Source organism: Mesorhizobium sp. M0500 (genome assembly GCF_040321165.1).
Lineage (GTDB): Bacteria > Pseudomonadota > Alphaproteobacteria > Rhizobiales > Rhizobiaceae > Mesorhizobium.
The window spans coordinates 25,326-41,966 of the sequence record NZ_JAMYRB010000024.1; the positions used below are offsets into that span (position 1 = coordinate 25,326).

The window sequence follows — 16,641 nt, forward strand, 5'->3', positions numbered from 1 at the left end:
TCGTTGTACCGCGCTGCCAAGGACTTTGCGGATCGCAGGAGTAAACGTGGACACCGGCGTCGATCTTCAGGCAATCATGCTGGGCCATTTCTGCGCGCTATCCCAAGTCAGCGGACGACGCAGTTTTTCGGGCAAGGAAATGATTATGCGCGTAATAGCGTCGCGCACGGTTGCGGCCCCATGTCCCAAGAGCGCAGGGCAATTTTTCATGCGCGGAGCTTGTCCATGTCCCGCGAGCCGGGGAAGATGAAGTAGCATCGTGAAGCAGCGTCGTGCGCTCGACCAGCGTGCCGGTTGCCGAGCTGACAAGACCGAGTATGAGGTCTCTCTCCCAATGTCCGAACGCCGCGCGATCGATCGCTTTGGCAGGCGCTGACTGATCATGATCTCGTCCGAGACAAAGCCCTTACCTCGTCTGCCTACGTGCTCTCGCGGGACCGTAACACGCGTCCCGTTCGCAAGCAGGCAGTCAGCTCCCAACGCAGCGCTCCCCGACCCTGAACGAAGAGAGCTTGATAGATCCCGTCGTTTCTGATGAGCCGTCTTGTCATCCGAGAAGTCGATCGGCAAGCGTCGGGCAATCCGCTCAGGGGTCCAGGCCCCTGGCCCATCACCGATACTTTCGCGGGCCCTCCCAGTGGATTCCACGAAACGTTAGGACCAGGAACGGGCGTGCCACTCGCTCACGACGACCCCAGCAAGCGTCTCCTTCGCATAAGTGCGCAATGTTGCGTTGAGCGCAAGCTTGGAGCGCAAGCTTGGTCGGTTTAGGCCGCCGTGCCGATCGATCCGCCTGCCACTGGGCAGTCGTCACTGATACTCTAACCCGCCACTGCGCGTTGCCGCATTGCGCCGCGTTTCCTGGGAGATAGTCGAGGCGGCCCGCCCGAGGCGGCACCCAATCTCCTGCATGGAGAGGCCCTGCACCCTGCGATTCTTCACGCTCTTCCAATGACAAGTACCGCCCGGAGAGCGGCTTTGCCGAGGATCCGACTAATGACATCGAGCTGATGGACCTGGCCGCTTGACCGGGAACTGACCTGCAACCGGCCTCCCCGCTCTTGCTGATCAAACGTTGCATCGATCATTGAGACCGCGTTTCTGCGCTTCGGGTGCGAAATAAACTCAACTCCCATGATACTTTTTTTCGTTATCGGAACAAAAAAGGCTAGGTTACGAAAGATGCTTATGGGTGGTCCGTTGTGCATGCGCACGAGATTTGTGGGAATTGGAAGTCTGGAAAGGCGGGTCGCGGGGACCGGACATTTCTATCGGCCTCACGAGTTGCTTTTAAGCGAAACGTATCTCGGCGCTTCAGTGAGTGGATGAGTTCGCCGAAATCAAAACGTAACTGGGAGATCAGGGACTATGACCGTCTTCAAGACTAACGGCGACCGGGTTCCGGAACACATTCTCAGGATGGCAAAGCAGGCCAAGTCTGCCACGGTTAACCGACGTGAATTTCTAGCCATGGCTAGCGTGTTTGGTGCCTCAACCGCTATGGCCTACGGACTGATAGGACTGGCAAAGCCCATTGAAGCCTTCGCGGAAGAAGCTCCGAAAGCCGGAGGTGTCCTGAAGGTTGCCCTGTCGGTCACGCCAGCCGCCGATCCACGAGTCGCCGGTTTGGTTTCGATCGGAAGCGCCGAACGCCAGATGCTTGAGCCATTAGTTAAGTACACTAGCGACTACACCTTAGAACCTTATCTGCTCGAGAGCTGGGAGGTCAACGAGGATGCCACCGAATACACGCTCCACATCCGCCCGAATGTTGTGTGGCATAATGGTGATAATTTCAATGCCGACGACGTGATATTCAATTTCACGCGTTGGGCTGATAAATCCGCTGTGGGGAATTCTGTGGCCGGACTTATTAGTTCGCTGATTGACGAGACGACCGGTAAGTTGCGAGAAGGCTCGATTGAGAAGATCGATGACATGACGATTAAGATCAGGCTCACGAGACCGGATGTCGGGTTGATACCTGCTCTTGCGGAATATACGACCCTTATTGTTCATCGTTCATTTGATGAAATGGGACAGGATTTAGTGAAAAATCCAATTGGAACTGGACCTTTTCAGCTTGTTTCGTGGGACGTTGGTCAGCGCATCGTTTATAAGAAACGGGAAGATGGCAAGTGGTGGAATGGTGAAGTTTACCTCGACGGCGTCGAATTCATCGACTATGGCGCGGATCCTTCGGCAATGGTTTCTGCGTTCCAGGCTGGAGAAGTCCACACCAACGATCAGACCTTCCCCGAGTATGTGAAAGTCCTCGAAGGAATTGGTACAGTTACTTCTGAGATCGTTACCGCGGCAACCGTTGTGGCACGCACTAACGTGACGCAAAAGCCCTATGACGACCGTAGGGTGCGGAACGCTTTGCAATTGGCGGTGAATAACGCTGCTGTGCTGGAGCTTGGGTACAGCAATGCGGGCACCGTGGCAGAAAATCATCATGTCTGCCCTATCCACCCCGAGTACGTTAAAATCCCGAGGGTTGCTCGTGACGTAGTCAAGGCCAAAGCCCTGATGACGGAAGCCGGGCAAGCAGATTTCGAGCACGAACTTATTACTGCGGATGATGAGTGGGAAAAAAATTCTGGCGATGCGATTGCTGCTCAGTTGCGCGAAGCTGGCATCAAGGTCAAGCGTACGGTTTTGCCAGGTTCGGCATACTGGAATGGTTGGAACAAATTTCCCTTTTCTCTGACATTTTGGAACATGCGCCCGCTTGGTATTCAAGTGATCGCCCTTGGCTATCGCTCCGGCGAAGCGTGGAATGAAACCGGCTACTCCAACCCCGACTTTGATGCCAAGGTCAACGAGGCGCTCTCAATTGCCGACGCCGAAAAACGCAAAGTCGTGATGAAGGATATCGAGACGATACTACGAGACTCTGGGGTTATTATCCAGCCGTTTTGGCGTAAACTTTTCAACAACTCGGTCCCTGCAGTGAGGAATAACGGCGTGCATCCGACGCTTCAAGCCGATTATGGCAAAGTCTGGCTAAGCGAAGCATAGCAGGCTGTTGAAAAAGGTACTCGCCACCGGACCGCAGCGGTGAGTTCCGAAGGGCTTCCAGGTGACGAGTGCGCTTGGTCGACGGACATGCTGAGCGCGTGGCGGCATTGCACATGATCGAGCCCCGCGCCGACCGGCCACAGGCGATCACGCTGGGCGCCGACAAGGCCTATGACGCGGAGGCCTTCATCGATGAACCTTCGGATTTACAAGGGAGAGTCCTCCCCTGGACAGGTCCAGGTGTTGGCAACTGAATGGATTCAGAACGAGCTTTGTTGGGATTGGAAGTCTGGAGAGGCGGGTCGCGTGGACCGGACATTTCCTACCGGCCTCATAAATTGCTTCTAAGCGAGACGTATCTCGGCGCTTCTGTGAGTAGATGAATTCGCCGAAGTCAAAACGCAGATGGGAGATCAGAGACTATGACCGTCTTCAAAAGTAACATGGAGGTGGCCGCGCCTGCTACCGTAGTTGCGGATAGCCTGCAATCACCCAACGGCGATATCCGGCTTCTGCCGAGTGTCAAGGTTCCGATGCGCGATGGCGTCAATCTTTCTACGGACATCTATCTTCCGAAGGGGCCTGGGCCGTTTCCTATCATTTTAATCCGCACGCCATACAACAAGAACATCTTTCGCCCGGTATGGGTGGCGCAAGCTACCTCGGCCGCCGTGCTAAGCTGCACGGCGGTAACGTCCTCGGCGCAGCATCAGGCTGACGCCGTCCCTCACTTGATCGCCGCCGGTTATGCCGTGGTCATCCAGGACCGTCGTGGAGTGTACGAGTCGGAAGGCGGCGCCTACAATCAAGCCAGACCGGGCCGGGTCGACTTTGAGGACACGACAAAGTGGCTGGACGCGCAGCCCTGGTCGGCGCGGCGAATGGGCATGCATGGCTGTTCCGCCCTCGGAAATGAGCAGGTTCTCGCCGCAGTTACCGATACGAAAAGCCTCAAGGCGATCACGCCGAACGGTGTCCCGGGAGCGATTCATTCCGCCCCCGGGTTCCAACATTCCGGGCGGGCGAGCTACCGGGGCGGCGCGTTCGAGTTCGCCAGCATGATCGACTGGATTTCCAAGACCACCAATTGGATGGAAGCCACGCCGGATCCGAACGTCGATCCCGTAACCTGGGCACGATTCTCTCATTTCTTCAATCTCAAACCCGACTACAGAATCGACGTCGATAAAATCATGTGGGAGCTGCCCCTCTTGGGGATGCTCGATCGCGCAGGTTTGCCACCCACCGAGTGGGACACTATCGTGTCCAACCGCCCGGAGTCCAGCTACTGGACAGACAAAGACAGTGAGTTGATAAAAGCAGGTGACAATATCTACACTCCCTCTCTGTGGCTTTACAATTGGAATGACTATCTATCCGGCGAACAGATCCAAAGCTTCCAATGGGCCAAGGATAACGCGTCCAATGCCACGGCGCGCGACAACCAATATTTGATCATGGGGCCTGGGTATCACTGTGATTTGTATAAAGGCGGCAGCGAAAATGAGAAAATAGATGATCTTGACCCGGGCGACACGCGCCTTCCCATTTGGGATATCATGCTCAAATGGAACGACCGGTGGGTGAAGGGCGACGTCCATGCATTCGACGGGATACCCAAAGTCACCTACTGGCTCTACGGCAAGAACGAGTGGCGGACCTCTACCGACATGCCGGTGCCCGGCACGCGTTATCGGGACTTGTATCTTTCCAGCCAGAAAGGAGCGAACAGCACCAACGGTGACGGCAAGCTTTCCTTCGATCGGCCCAACACCGACAGCCGCGACACTTACCGTTACGATCCGGCCGACCCGGTGCCGACAGGGGGGGAGCATAATTGGGCCATTTCATTGAGAGATCAACGCCCGATGGACGCGCGCAATCGCAACGATGTCCTGGTTTATACGACGGAGCCGCTGAAGGAGGGGTTGACCGTGGTCGGCCCCATCAAGATGGTCCTGTATGTCGCCTCATCGGCCGTCGATACCGATTTCACCGGCAAGCTGGTAGACGTCTATCCCGACGGACGGGCGATCCAGCTGCAGCTCGGCATCCTTCGGGTGCGATACCGCAGCAGCTTCGTCAAACCTGAGATGATGACCCCCGGGAAGACCTATGAGATCACGGTCGAGCTCAATGCAACGGGTAACTGGTTCGCACCGGGACATCGGATCCAGCTGGAGGTGAGTTCCAGCAACTTCCCACGTTTCGACCGGAACCTGAATACCGGCGGAGACGGGTACACGGAAACCGAAGGCGTGGCGGCGCAGAACACCGTCTTCTCGGGACCATCTACACCGTCGCGCCTAGTCCTGCCGATCGCTCCCGATTGATTCATCATGAGCGGTCGACGGAGACCCCGGCCGCCTCATCCTCGGCCAGTCGATCGTCGCGGTCCATTTTTCGACGAAACGGGCCGATTAGGAATCAGCGAATCTCATTTATCGTCAGGATCTGCCGTTAACAATGGTTCGTACAAGAGATAGGCACGTTGATCTCTCAAGGGAGACAGCGCTCACCGGGAAGTAGATATTTTTTGTCGCTAGAATAAGCAACACACTGAGTTTCTCAATTGAACGAGGCGCGTTTTCTGCCGCCCAGTCGTAATAGACCGGACGGCAGAGTGCGACTTCCTTGAGCAGCCGACGCTCGTTGTGCACCAGATTCGGTTCAGCAAAAGAGTTTGCAGGGCTCGAGATGGCCTCAAACATTTTCCCTCCTCAGACATTTCCTCGCCACCGGTCTAAGCGACACCCTTGGCCGGATCATTCGGACCTTCGCGAAGCCTGCTTCGACCGAACCGGCAGGCGAGATAACGGCCTAGGACATTGCGCGTCACGCGCTCAAACATCCGAGCTGGGATCGCGATCGACGGGCGCAGCACCAACGCTCTGCGACGTAGGTGAGGTCGAGTTGATGGACCTGCCGCTTGACCGGGAACTGATCTGCAGCCTCTGCCGCGCGGCTCCCGTCGGCGTCGGTAAGGATACATCGGCGCCTACTCCTTGCAACGTGAGGGCAATCTGCAAGCCGATGCCGCGGCCGCCGCCAATGATCAACGCAGTCTTCCGGGTTAGATCGAACTTGCTGTAGAAAGGTGAGCGTTCAGGAGCGGCATTGTTGGCCTCCCCACTGTGCTGATGAACCAATCGTTGCATCGTCATTGAGACCGCGTTCTTACGCTTCGGATGCGAAATAAACTCAACCCCGACAATATTTTTTTTCGTCGTTGCACCAAAAAAAGTGATGTTACGAAAGGTACTTGTAGTCCATTCTGCATCCGCACGAGCTTTGTGGTTGGGATTGGAAGTCTGGAAGGCGGTCGCGTGAACCGGACATTTCTACCGACCTCACAAATCGCTTTTAAGCGACACGTATCTCGGCGCATCAGCGAGTGAATGAATTCGTCGGAAACAAACGTGACTGGGAGATCAGAAATCATGACGTCGTCAAAGTAACGGCGACCGGCTTCCGGAACGCATTCTCAGGACGGCAAGCGGGCCAAGTCTGCCACAATTGACCGACGGGTTAGGGAGGAGCCGCCAGCCAACTTGGAAGATGGCGCCGCCGTGGAAGAACAGTCAAAGGAATACTTCGTGCAGCATACAGGTAATTTGACTCTGTCCTTGGACGACGGGGCAGTCGAATCCAGGGTTTCAGAGGGTCTGTCATGCTAGCTTTGATTGCCCGCCGCCTGGGCGTCATGGCATTGACGATGCTGTGCCTGACGATAGTGGTCTTCTGGCTCGTCAACCTCGAGCCGAACCTGAAGAGGCTGGCAATCAGTCAGCTCGACCCGCGCACGCCGGCGGAACAGCTGGAAGGCTGGCTGGTCAAGAACGGCTATCGGCAGAACTTCTTCGTGCGCTACGGCCAGTGGATCGGTGTGGTGCAGAAGCAACCCAACATCAACCCTGCGACCGGCAAAGCCGTGCCGCGCTTTCCATACTGTAGCGAGCCTACTGAACGTGCCTATTCCGGTATTGTCCAAGGTGACTTCGGCTGTTCAACCGAGTTCAACACCAAGGTTTCCAACAGGCTGTTTCCCGCTTTGGGGGCTACCGGCATCCTGATGTTCTGGGTGATGGTCACGATGGTGCCCCTTGCGCTCTTGATCGGAACACTGGCCGGTATGCGCGAGGGGACGCGAACCGACCGAAGTTTGTCGGTCGCCGCGATCATCACGACGGCGACCCCCGAATATGTCTCAGGCGTCATCTTCACGGTGATCTTCGCCTCGTGGCTGGGATGGCTCAACGGCTCGGCGGCCACGGCGACATCGCAGGGCATAACCTTCTACAACTTTACGCTGCCGGTCATGACTATGGCGGTCTACGGCACCGGCTACATCGCGCGCATGACGCGGGCGTCGATGGTCGAGGTGATGACGCAGCAATATATCCGCACCGCCAGACTCAAGGGGCTGAGCTTCAGCACCATAGTGATCAAGCACGCGCTTCGCAACGCGCTGATCGTGCCATTCACGGTGATCATGCTTTATTTTCCGTGGCTGCTCACCGGGGTCGCGATCGTAGAAGTGATGTTCCGGTACCAGGGCTTCGGCTTCGTGCTGGTAGAGGGGGCGGGCAGCAACGACATCGATCTGCTGCTCGGCTGTTCACTGGTATCTGTTGCCGTGGTGCTAACCACGCAACTGATCTCCGACGTCGGCTACGCCTATCTCAACCCGCGTATAAGGGTGCAATAAGGAGGACTACAGGCGAATGGAACTCGAATATCTCGGCACATCCCAGATCGTTCTCGGTGTCCTGTCGCGGTTCTGGCCGGTCTGGCTCGCCATGGCGGTGCTCTTCGGGTTGAGCTTCGCCTTCAAGAAGCGCCTCGGCCTCTACGGGCAAATATTCGACACTGGCGTGGGGATCGCCGGCATCCTGATCCTCAGCTTTTGGCTGTTCACCGCGATCTTCTCGGCTGCGGTCGCGCCATTCGATCCGCTCGCTCAAGTCACGATGATGAAGGATGCGCTGCCGGGCGCAATCGAGGCGAAATCGGGACTTGCCTATCTGTTCGGCGGCGACAAGCTGGCGCGGGACGTGTTTTCGCGCATGGTCTATGGCAGCCAGATCGTGCTGATCATCGCGCCGGCAGCCACCGGTCTCGCGCTGATGGTCGGGGCGACGCTCGGGCTGCCGTCCGGTTATTACGGCGGGCGCATCGACTCGATCCTGTCGTTCCTCGCCAATCTGGTTCTGGCTTTTCCGGTGCTCCTGCTTTTCTACCTGCTGGTCACCCCGGGCATACGCGAAACGCCTGTCCCACAATGGCTAGTGGGCATATTCTTCATGTTCCCGATCATCTTCTTCCTGACCCTGTTCTACACGCGCTTCAAGGACCGGTCCGACCGGCACTACCTGCTCATAGGACTGACGATCTTGATCGGCGGCTGGATCTATGCCGGGCTGGTCTTCGACGCCGATCCGCTCGGCATCGTTCGTATCAATCCGAACCGGCTGAACATCTTCGTCGCGATAGTGCTCGGCTCCTGGCCCGGCGTGTTCCGCATCGTGCGCGGGCTTGCGATGGACATCAAGACCCGCGACTACGTGGCCGCGGCACAGACGCGCGGCGAGAGTCCGTGGTACATCATGCTGTGGGAAATTCTGCCCAATGCGCGCGGGCCGCTGATCGTCGACGGTTGCTTGCGCGTCGGCTACATCACGATCGCGCTTGGAACACTGGGCTATTTCGGCCTGGGGGTTCCGCCCGAAAGTCCCGACTGGGGCACCGCGATCAAGGACGCGAGTCGCATGTTGCGTTCCCACATCCATCCCGCGCTGCCGCCGACGATCGCGCTGATGTCCTTTGTGCTGGGACTCAACCTGCTTGCGGATGCGCTGCGCGAGCAATCGATGAAAGACTGAGGAGAGGAAAGGCCGATGACCCAACCCATCCTCGAAATCGAGAACCTCTCCATCTCCTTCTTCACCCGAGCCGGCGAGATTCCGGCGGTGATGGATTTTTCCTGCACGGTCATGCCGGGGGAGGCGATGGGCATTGTCGGCGAATCCGGCTGCGGCAAGTCGACCGTGGCGCTCGGCATCATGCGCGACCTCTCCAACATCGGGAAGATCACCGGCGGCCGCATAAAATTCCAGGGCCGCGACATGGGCGAGATGAGCGAAGAGGCGCTTCGTGCCATCCGCGGCAACAAGATCGCTATGATCTACCAGGAGCCGATGGCAAGCCTGAACCCGGCCATGAAGATCGGTAGACAGCTCATGGAAGTGCCGCTGACCCACGAGAAGGTTTCGAGAGACGAAGCCTCGTCGCGCTCGCTGGAGATGCTGCAGGCGGTGCGGCTGCCCGATCCGGAGCGGATCATGCGCTCCTATCCGCACCAGCTTTCGGGTGGCCAGCAGCAGCGCATCGTCATCGCGATGGCGCTGCTGTCGAAGCCCGCACTGCTCCTGCTCGACGAGCCGACGACGGCGCTCGATGTGACCGTCGAGGCCGGCATCGTCCGCCTTGTGAAGGACCTCAGCAAGCAGTTCGGCACATCGATGCTCTTCATCTCGCACAATCTCGGGCTGATCCTGGAGACCTGCGACCGCATCACGGTGATGTATTCGGGCGAGGCTGTGGAGACCGGCTCGGTGCATGACGTGTTCGACCGCATGCGCCACCCCTACACGCAGGGCCTGTTCCGCTCGATCCCGCTGCCGGGCGCGGACAAGAATTCGCGGCCGCTGATCGCGATACCCGGCCACCTGCCGCTGCCGCACCAGAGGCCCAAGGGCTGCAATTTCGGTCCACGCTGCCACCATTTCGTTGGCGGCCTCTGCGACGCCAATAAAATCCCGATGATTGCAGTTGCCGGGCCTGAGGACCACGAGAGCCGCTGCGTGCGGTTCCATGAGATCGACTGGATGGCGGTGCCGGAAGGGGCAAAGATGGAGAAGGAGCCGATCGTGCCGGGCGATCTCGTGCTCAGGGTCGACGACCTGAAGAAATACTACAAGGTCGCAGCCAACGAGATTTTCGGCGGCGGGCATGGCCGCACTGTCAAGGCCAACGAAACGATCAGCTTCGAGGCACGGGAATCGGAAACGTTTGCGATCGTGGGGGAATCCGGTTGCGGCAAGTCCACGCTCGCCAAGGTGCTGCTGGGGCTGGAAACGGCGACCGACGGCAAGGTCATGCTCGGGAACCAGGAGATCCAGAGCACCGGGATCGAGAGGCGCGGCACCGAAACGATCTCGTCGATCCAGATGGTGTTCCAGAACCCGTTCGACACGCTCAATCCGAGCCATTCGATCGGATCGCAGATCATGCGAACGCTTGAGAAGTTCAAAGTCGGCAGGAATGTCGCCGAGCGGCGCAAGCGCATGCTGGAATTGCTCGACCTGGTGAAACTGCCGCGCGCCTTCGAGAAGCGCATGCCGCGCCAGCTATCGGGCGGCCAAAAGCAGCGCATCGGCGTGGCGCGCGCCTTCGCCGGTCGCGCCAAGGTGGTGGTGGCCGACGAGCCGGTGTCGGCGCTCGACGTGTCCGTGCAGGCGGCGGTCATGGAACTGCTGATGGATATCCAACGGCAGAACAAGACCACCATGCTTTTCATCAGCCACGATCTCTCGGTGGTGCGCTACATCGCCGACCGCGTCGTCGTCATGTATCTCGGCTATATCGTCGAGCAAGGCACGACCGACCAGATCTTCGCGCCGCCCTACCACCCCTATACCGAGGCGCTGCTTTCGGCGATCCCGATCGCCGACACCAGCGTGGTCAAGAAGCACATCGTGCTGGAGGGCGATATCCCGTCGGCGATGAACCCGCCATCAGGCTGTCCGTTCCAGACGCGCTGCGGCTACAAGAAACTGGTGCCGGCCAATCTGTGCGAGACGAAGGTGCCGCCGGTCAAGCATCTCGGCGACGGCCATATGAGCCTGTGCTGGCTGTCGGACGATGTGCTGGCGACAATGGAGCCGGTGATCAAGTTGGTGCGCCGGGAGATCGGCAAAGTCGACGGTCCCGGCAGCGGCCTTTCTGAGGAGGGCCTTGAGCTTCGGGCGAGTATGGCGGCAGGAACAGGAGCCGTGCGCCAACCTTCTCGATCGCCTCGCGCACGCGGCTGATCTTGTGGGCCGGCAGATTGTCGATGACTTTACGACGTCGCCGGGGCGAAGCTCGGGTGCAAGAACCTGCTCCGCATAAGCGAGAAGGGCTGCACCGTTGATCGGACCATCGAGTAGCATCGGCACGGCCATTCTCTTCAACTGCAAGCCGGCGGTGAAGGTGGTGGTCTTCCAGTGATGGGGTTGTCCAATCGCAGCTTGGGCGTCAAGCATCTATCGCGTTGATACGGCGCTGCCGGGGCATGGTTGTCTTCGCGGTCGACATCGGCCGCCGCATGATGGAGCTTCGCGGGACGATTCAATGTGGCTTGCAACCCCATCAGCGGAATGGCTCGGCCCGGCAGGGCCGCCTCAGGCACTCAGATTGAAGGTAAGCGCGAATTTCTACGCACCTTTTGCTGTTGAGTGCTCTGCTGCATGAGGTGTCCACCAAAATAGGTGGACACCAAGTGATTGACGAAGATAATCAGAAACTGCGGGTAAGGCTTGTTGGTCGGAACGGGCGACGCCGATACGACCCTGCATCGAAGGACCGTCTTGTCGCGGCCTGCCTCGAGCCTGGCGTGTCGGTATCGAGGCTTGCGCTCTAACATGGGGTCAATGCGAACCTTCTTCGGAAGTGGATAAAGAAGCGCACGGAGACCCAGTCCCTCCCGCAGTCCACATCCCCGGCGTTTATCCCGGTTCAGATTGAAAGCACTTCCGATCGGGCCTTGCTGCGACAGAGCAGCATGGCTGCGGTGAATTTGCCGGGGACTTGCGATGGGGTGCGTGGGTCGGCATCGAAAAGGACTTCGCTTTTTTCCTCTCCAGCCAAGGTGAGCGCGTCCCTGCCGAAAGGCGTGAAGTTGACGCTGGAATGCGGTGATGTGGATGCATTGACGGCGACCATCGGAGCACTGGGTCATGTTCAGACTGGGCGCTGACCTGAAAGTCTACCTGCACCGCGAGCCGATCGACTTCCGGGCCGGCATCAACAGCCTTGCGGTTCTGGTCCAAGAGACGATGGTACCGTTTGCACCGGCGGTTTATGCGTTCTGCAATCGCCGTCGCGACCGGATGAAGCTCCTGTTCTTCGATCGGTCGGGCTTTGTGCTGGTCCTGAAGCGGCTGACCGAGGACAAGTTCCGGTGGCCCCGCCGCCAGGAGACGGTTGTCACGCTGACGACCGAGCAATTGCACTGGATTCTCGACGGCATCGATATCGATGCGATGGTCCGCCATCCGGTGCGGCAATATCAGGTTGCCGGTTGAGGGCTCTCGAATTGAGCGGTTGACGCGGCGGTATGCTTTCGATTCAAGAATCTGATGAATCGGACAGGCGAACCGACTGTTGAGGAGTTGATGGCGCGCATTGCTGCGCTGCAGGCGCAGAACCGTCAACTCACCGAACGCGTCTTCAAACTTGAGGAAGAACTGGCGCTTGCGCGACTGCATCGTTTTGCGCCGCGCAGTGAAAAACACGTTGATCGCATCTTCAATGAAGCCGAACAGGTTGCTGATGAGGATGAAGCCGACAACGAAGATAGCGACGTCGTCGACCTTCCGGACACAGGGTTGCCACCCGTCGAAAGCGCGACGGGAAAGAAACGCGGACGCAGACCGCTGCCGCAAAACCTGCCGCGCGAGCGCGTTGAGTATGACCTTCCCGATGATCAGAAGGCTTGTCCTTGCTGCCGTCATCAGATGCATCGCATGGGCGAGGCCGTTACCGAGCAACTTCATATCGAGGTGAAGGCGAAGGTTTTGCAGAATGTGCGGTTCAAATATGCTTGCCGCCATTGTGACCGTACCGGCATCAACACGCCGGTCGTGACCGCGCCGATGCCCGCACAACCCTTGCCGGGCAGCATCGCCACGGCTTCGACGCTGGTCTTCGCCCTCGTTCATAAGTATGTCGACGGCACACCACTCTACCGCCTGGCGCAGGCCTTCGAGCGCGCGGATGTTCCTGTCAGCCGTGGCGCTCTGGGCCACTGGGTGATCGGCTCGAGCGAAAAGCATCTCTCCCGCCTCTAAGACGCACTGAAACTGCGGCTCAGATCGCAGCCCCTCATCCATGGCGACGAGACGACTGTTCAGGTCCTGAAGGAAAAGGATCGAGAGGCCGCCAGCACCTCGTACATGTGGGCCTACCGGAGCGGCGAGGACAGTGACGAGCCTATCGTGCTGCTCGATTATCAACCGGGTCGCGGCCAAATACACCCGCAGACCTTCTTGGGCGATTACCGCGGCATAGTGATGAGTGATGGCTATTCCGCTTGGCGCACGCTGGAAGGGGCAACGCATCTTGGATGCATGGCCCATTCGAGGCGGCGCTTCGTCGATGCCCTAAAGGCGAGGAAGAAAGGCGGCGGCCCGCCGGAACAGGCGCTCCGGTTCTTCGAACAGCTCTATCGGGTTGAAAGGCAGGCGCGGGACAAAAAGCCCGAGGACGGCGAGACGCAGGCCGACAGCATTCGCCGCTTTCGCCAGCAACACAGCGTACCCATCCTCAACGCTCTCAAGGAATGGCTCGATGAAATCGCCCCGAAGGTCTTGCCGGACAGCAAACTCGGCGACGCCGTGTCCTACACCCTGAACCAGTGGGAATATCTGACGCGCTACACCGAGGACGGCAGGATGCCGATCGACAATAATCTCCTGGAGCGTGACATCAGAATTTTTGCAATGCCCGGTTCATACTACACCTCCTCTTCAAATGCCCGGAAACAGGGACTTTTGGTTTTCCATTTTGATGCGACACGGGCCTCTGTGACGCGGAAACTGGGTTACTTCGTCCTTTTCCAGGTCCGCCGCTCGTATTTGATGCGGCGCATCAGGAACAACCTGCTCGGTCGGAAGCACCCCTTCCTTGATCAACCGGCGGACACGATGGGCAGAAACACCAAGCTTTTTAGCGGCTTCGGTGAGCGTAAGCCATTCTCCGTTCTTCTCGGCTGATCGATAGCCGTGGATTTTATGAACCGTCCGCAGCGCCCCGACACGGCGCGCTGTCCAAGTCTTCCCTTGTCCGGTTTGCATTCCCATCCGGTTGAGGGTGGCGGCAATGTCCGCGTCGGACCAACGGGTCGCCTGGATCTCATGACTGCAAGGGCAGCTTCCGGTGTACTCTGGCCATGTTCGCCGGCGTTGGGTTTGCGGATTCGGAGCTGGGAATGTTGGCCACCTTTCCAGTGGATCGTCAAAAGGACTTCGCGCTTCTCTTCATCAACATCAGCGATGATATCGGACACAAGAGCGCGAAGGAGTTGCTGACGGCAACGCATATCGACATTAGGCGCGCGCCAGGTGGTCTCCAAGTCGGTGGCAATGCCGGCGAAATCGGGAGTTGGGGTTGCATGTTCGACTTGTCGGGCTTGGGTTAGAGCCGCTTCACACGTTTCCACGCGCCTGAGCGCTGCTTCCCAGCTCTTCTCAAGCTGAGCAGCGATCAGCCGGTTATCAGGGTCGCAAGCGGCATAGCGACGTTCCGCGAGAGATGCCTCGTAGCGCGCTTGCTGCAAGTCCAGCTCCATCATGCGGTGCCGTTCTTCCAGATTATCCCGATGCATTCGGTCAGCGTCCATCGCCGCCTCGATCGCCATGGGCGTTACAGCCCTCAGTATCTCCTTGCCGATCGCAGGGTCGATGCGGGAAGCGCCAAAAGTCATGCATCGCGGTTTGGCCAACATCTGGTTGATACGTTCGCAGCGGTAATAAGGGTGGCCTGGAGGGCGTCCCGAATAGACAACGCCCAACCGTCTTCCACACCGGCCGCAGGTGAGCAGGCCTGCGAGCAACGCTCGACCTCCACGACCGGACTTGATTCCGCCTTTTTGACCAAAGGCGTTGACGGCGATAAGGCGCTGGTTTCTTTCAAACTCATCCCAATCGATATAGCCTTCATGATGATCCTGGAGCAGCACGTCCCACGTTGCGAAAGGCTTGCTGTGTCCGTAGCTTTTACGAGCCCGGCCATCGACAATCTCTGTTCGCTTCTCACTTTTACCATAGACGTAGACCCCGGCGTAGAACGGGTTCTTGAGAATCGAAATAACGCTTCGATAGCGGACCGGCACCCAATTGAAGGACACCGTTTTGCGCCCGTCAGAAGGGCGGGGAAAATGGAAATTATCAGCGGTGAGCGAAATCAGGACCTGACGGGCGCTGCCAAGCTCGCGAAAACGCGAAAAGATCAGGCGGATCGCTTCCTGTACCCGCAAATCGGGATCAAACCCGAGCCCATAGTCGCGGTGCCAGATATAGCCGATCGGAACGCTCAGGCGCAGTTCTCCCCGCCGCGCTTTGGCGCGGGCCGCGTCAAGCATGCGCCTTCGCAAGATGCCAAGCTCGAACTCGCTGATGCTGCCCTTCATGCCCAATAACAATCGATCGTTAGGACGACAAGGATCGTACACCCCGTCGAGATCGATGACGCGCGCTTCAACCAAGCCGCACAGCTCGAGGAGATGGTGCCAATCTCGGCCATTACGGGAAAGGCGCGATGCGTCGAGGCAGAGCACTGCACCGATTTTGCCCGTGCACAGGCCGCTCACCAATCGTTCGAAACCAGGGCGGTCAACAGCGCCGCTGGCGGTACGACCAGGTCATCGTCGATCACATCGACATCGCGGAAGCCCCAGCGACGCGCAACATCGACAAGCTCATATTGCCTCCTCTGGCTCTCAAGGTTGTTCTGGACCTGACCTGGAGTCGACTGTCGAACGTAGACCACAGCCTTGCGGTTCAGCACCGTGGCGGGAAGGAGATTATTGCTCGTCATCGCTCGCCTCCTTCGCCGCGACGCCGGCCGCGGCCATCAGAAGGGTTGCCAGCCTGGCGACAACGGCACTCCTTTCCGCATCGCTCAGGCCCCGCATCTGCGGTGTATCGAACGGTATGCTTAGTTGCTGGATCGGCATTGGCAATGTCGCGGGTGGTGGTAATGCCTTCATGGCGCGGCTCCTGGATGGCTGTGAGTCCATCCGTCGAAGTTTGCCTGAAACCGCGCTCGGTAAGCAGCCTATGAAGTTCTATGAGGCTCGTCACCGCAACGCGCGGTTCGCCCATCTCCATGCCGGCGCACAACGCCCGGTCCAGCATCCATTCTGCAACCTGAATGACTTCGCCCGGCCGAACCTCTACCCGCACGATCGCACCACTGGCCCGATCCTCGCGACCTTCGTGCCGAAAACACCCACCGTAAAATGGGTGCCATCGATAATGAAACTCTACCATCTGCCCGACATGGGCAGAATGAACCCGCGATGGCCACTGGCAGAAAGAGCTGGCTGTTCAGCGATACCGTCGACGGAGCCAGGGCCAGCGCCGTCATCTACAGCCTGATGCTGACCTGCCGTGCCTCACGCGTCGAGCCGTTAGCCTGGTCGCGCCACGTCCTCACCGAATTGCCTCAACTCAACGAGGACGCTGATATCGACGATCTGCTGCCCTTAAACTTCACCAAAGCCGCAACTGCCTGATCAGACCAGAGGCCGTGCGAACGCGATCCGCCAAAAGCGACGCCGTCAACGTGCGGGGA

At 58.6% G+C, this 16,641-nt stretch carries 11 protein-coding genes and 6 pseudogenes; 10 read left to right on the forward strand and 7 right to left on the reverse strand.

The genetic code is table 11. The annotated features are described in order from the left end of the window. Nucleotides 1–4 precede the first annotated feature (4 nt). Nucleotides 5–1,000, reverse strand: a pseudogene (locus tag NKI70_RS27635) (IS30 family transposase); the annotation flags it as partial. 368 nt (nucleotides 1,001–1,368) lie between these two features. Between NKI70_RS27635 and NKI70_RS27640 the strand changes: the two are divergent. The 3 genes and pseudogenes from NKI70_RS27640 to NKI70_RS27650 all read left to right on the forward strand — a co-directional run bounded on the left by NKI70_RS27640 (nucleotide 1,369) and on the right by NKI70_RS27650 (nucleotide 5,357). Further along, nucleotides 1,369–3,024, forward strand: coding sequence for an ABC transporter substrate-binding protein (locus NKI70_RS27640; RefSeq protein WP_352725557.1), 1,656 nt, complete (start codon nucleotides 1,369–1,371; stop codon nucleotides 3,022–3,024). Between the two features lie 74 nt (nucleotides 3,025–3,098). Then, nucleotides 3,099–3,221, forward strand: a pseudogene (locus NKI70_RS27645) (IS5/IS1182 family transposase); the annotation flags it as partial. Nucleotides 3,222–3,446: 225 nt separating this feature from the next. Continuing rightward, nucleotides 3,447–5,357: a CocE/NonD family hydrolase gene (locus NKI70_RS27650; RefSeq protein ID WP_352725559.1), complete on the forward strand. Its 1,911-nt coding sequence runs from the start codon at nucleotides 3,447–3,449 to the stop codon at nucleotides 5,355–5,357. 114 nt (nucleotides 5,358–5,471) lie between these two features. Here the strand turns inward: NKI70_RS27650 and NKI70_RS27655 are convergent, their stop codons facing one another. After that, the gene (locus NKI70_RS27655; RefSeq protein ID WP_352725561.1) at nucleotides 5,472–5,735 is read right to left on the reverse strand and encodes a hypothetical protein; all 264 of its coding nucleotides are present in this window, start codon (nucleotides 5,733–5,735) and stop codon (nucleotides 5,472–5,474) included. Nucleotides 5,736–6,694: 959 nt separating this feature from the next. On the opposite strand from NKI70_RS27655, the gene NKI70_RS27660 reads away from it, so the two are divergent. From NKI70_RS27660 to NKI70_RS27670, 3 genes are read left to right on the forward strand one after another with little or no spacing between them, the layout of a single operon-like run. Beyond that, complete coding sequence (locus tag NKI70_RS27660; protein ID WP_352725563.1) at nucleotides 6,695–7,732, forward strand: ABC transporter permease; 1,038 nt, start codon at nucleotides 6,695–6,697, stop codon at nucleotides 7,730–7,732. A gap of 16 nt (nucleotides 7,733–7,748) precedes the next feature. Further along, nucleotides 7,749–8,906, forward strand: a complete 1,158-nt coding sequence (locus NKI70_RS27665) for an ABC transporter permease (protein WP_352725565.1) — start codon at nucleotides 7,749–7,751, stop codon at nucleotides 8,904–8,906. A gap of 15 nt (nucleotides 8,907–8,921) precedes the next feature. Continuing rightward, a complete protein-coding gene (locus tag NKI70_RS27670) occupies nucleotides 8,922–11,117 on the forward strand; it encodes a dipeptide ABC transporter ATP-binding protein (protein WP_502898940.1) in 2,196 nt (731 codons plus the stop codon). Here NKI70_RS27670 and NKI70_RS27675 read toward each other — a convergent pair. After that, nucleotides 11,047–11,306: pseudogene (locus tag NKI70_RS27675) on the reverse strand (transposase); the annotation flags it as partial. The gene NKI70_RS27670 and the pseudogene NKI70_RS27675 overlap by 71 nt on opposite strands. A gap of 263 nt (nucleotides 11,307–11,569) precedes the next feature. Between NKI70_RS27675 and tnpA the strand changes: the two are divergent. The 3 genes and pseudogenes from tnpA to tnpC all read left to right on the forward strand — a co-directional run. Then, a pseudogene (tnpA, locus tag NKI70_RS27680) lies at nucleotides 11,570–12,043 on the forward strand (IS66-like element accessory protein TnpA). Then, nucleotides 12,024–12,371, forward strand: coding sequence for an IS66 family insertion sequence element accessory protein TnpB (gene tnpB, locus NKI70_RS27685; RefSeq protein WP_352725567.1), 348 nt, complete (start codon nucleotides 12,024–12,026; stop codon nucleotides 12,369–12,371). Before tnpA ends, tnpB begins: the two are co-directional and overlap by 20 nt. A gap of 54 nt (nucleotides 12,372–12,425) precedes the next feature. Further along, nucleotides 12,426–13,871: pseudogene (tnpC, locus tag NKI70_RS27690) on the forward strand (IS66 family transposase); the annotation flags it as partial. Here tnpC and NKI70_RS34075 read toward each other — a convergent pair. Genes NKI70_RS34075 through NKI70_RS27700 form a run of 4 tightly spaced genes read right to left on the reverse strand, consistent with a single transcriptional unit; the run spans nucleotide 13,815 to nucleotide 16,054 of the window. Further along, nucleotides 13,815–14,093 (reverse strand): helix-turn-helix domain-containing protein, encoded by a 279-nt coding sequence (locus NKI70_RS34075; RefSeq protein WP_502898946.1) that lies wholly within the window; start codon nucleotides 14,091–14,093, stop codon nucleotides 13,815–13,817. The pseudogene tnpC and the gene NKI70_RS34075 sit on opposite strands and share 57 nt — an antisense overlap. Further along, on the reverse strand, nucleotides 13,976–15,655 hold the full coding sequence (locus tag NKI70_RS27695; protein ID WP_502898945.1) for a recombinase family protein: 1,680 nt from the start codon (nucleotides 15,653–15,655) through the stop codon (nucleotides 13,976–13,978). Before NKI70_RS27695 ends, NKI70_RS34075 begins: the two co-directional genes overlap by 118 nt. Further along, a complete protein-coding gene (locus tag NKI70_RS34080) occupies nucleotides 15,652–15,882 on the reverse strand; it encodes a hypothetical protein (protein ID WP_502898941.1) in 231 nt (76 codons plus the stop codon). Before NKI70_RS34080 ends, NKI70_RS27695 begins: the two co-directional genes overlap by 4 nt. Continuing rightward, nucleotides 15,869–16,054, reverse strand: a complete 186-nt coding sequence (locus NKI70_RS27700) for a hypothetical protein (protein ID WP_352725569.1) — start codon at nucleotides 16,052–16,054, stop codon at nucleotides 15,869–15,871. Before NKI70_RS27700 ends, NKI70_RS34080 begins: the two co-directional genes overlap by 14 nt. Nucleotides 16,055–16,369: 315 nt before the next feature. On the opposite strand from NKI70_RS27700, the pseudogene NKI70_RS27705 reads away from it, so the two are divergent. Beyond that, nucleotides 16,370–16,582, forward strand: a pseudogene (locus tag NKI70_RS27705) (transposase domain-containing protein); the annotation flags it as partial. Nucleotides 16,583–16,641: the final 59 nt, after the last annotated feature.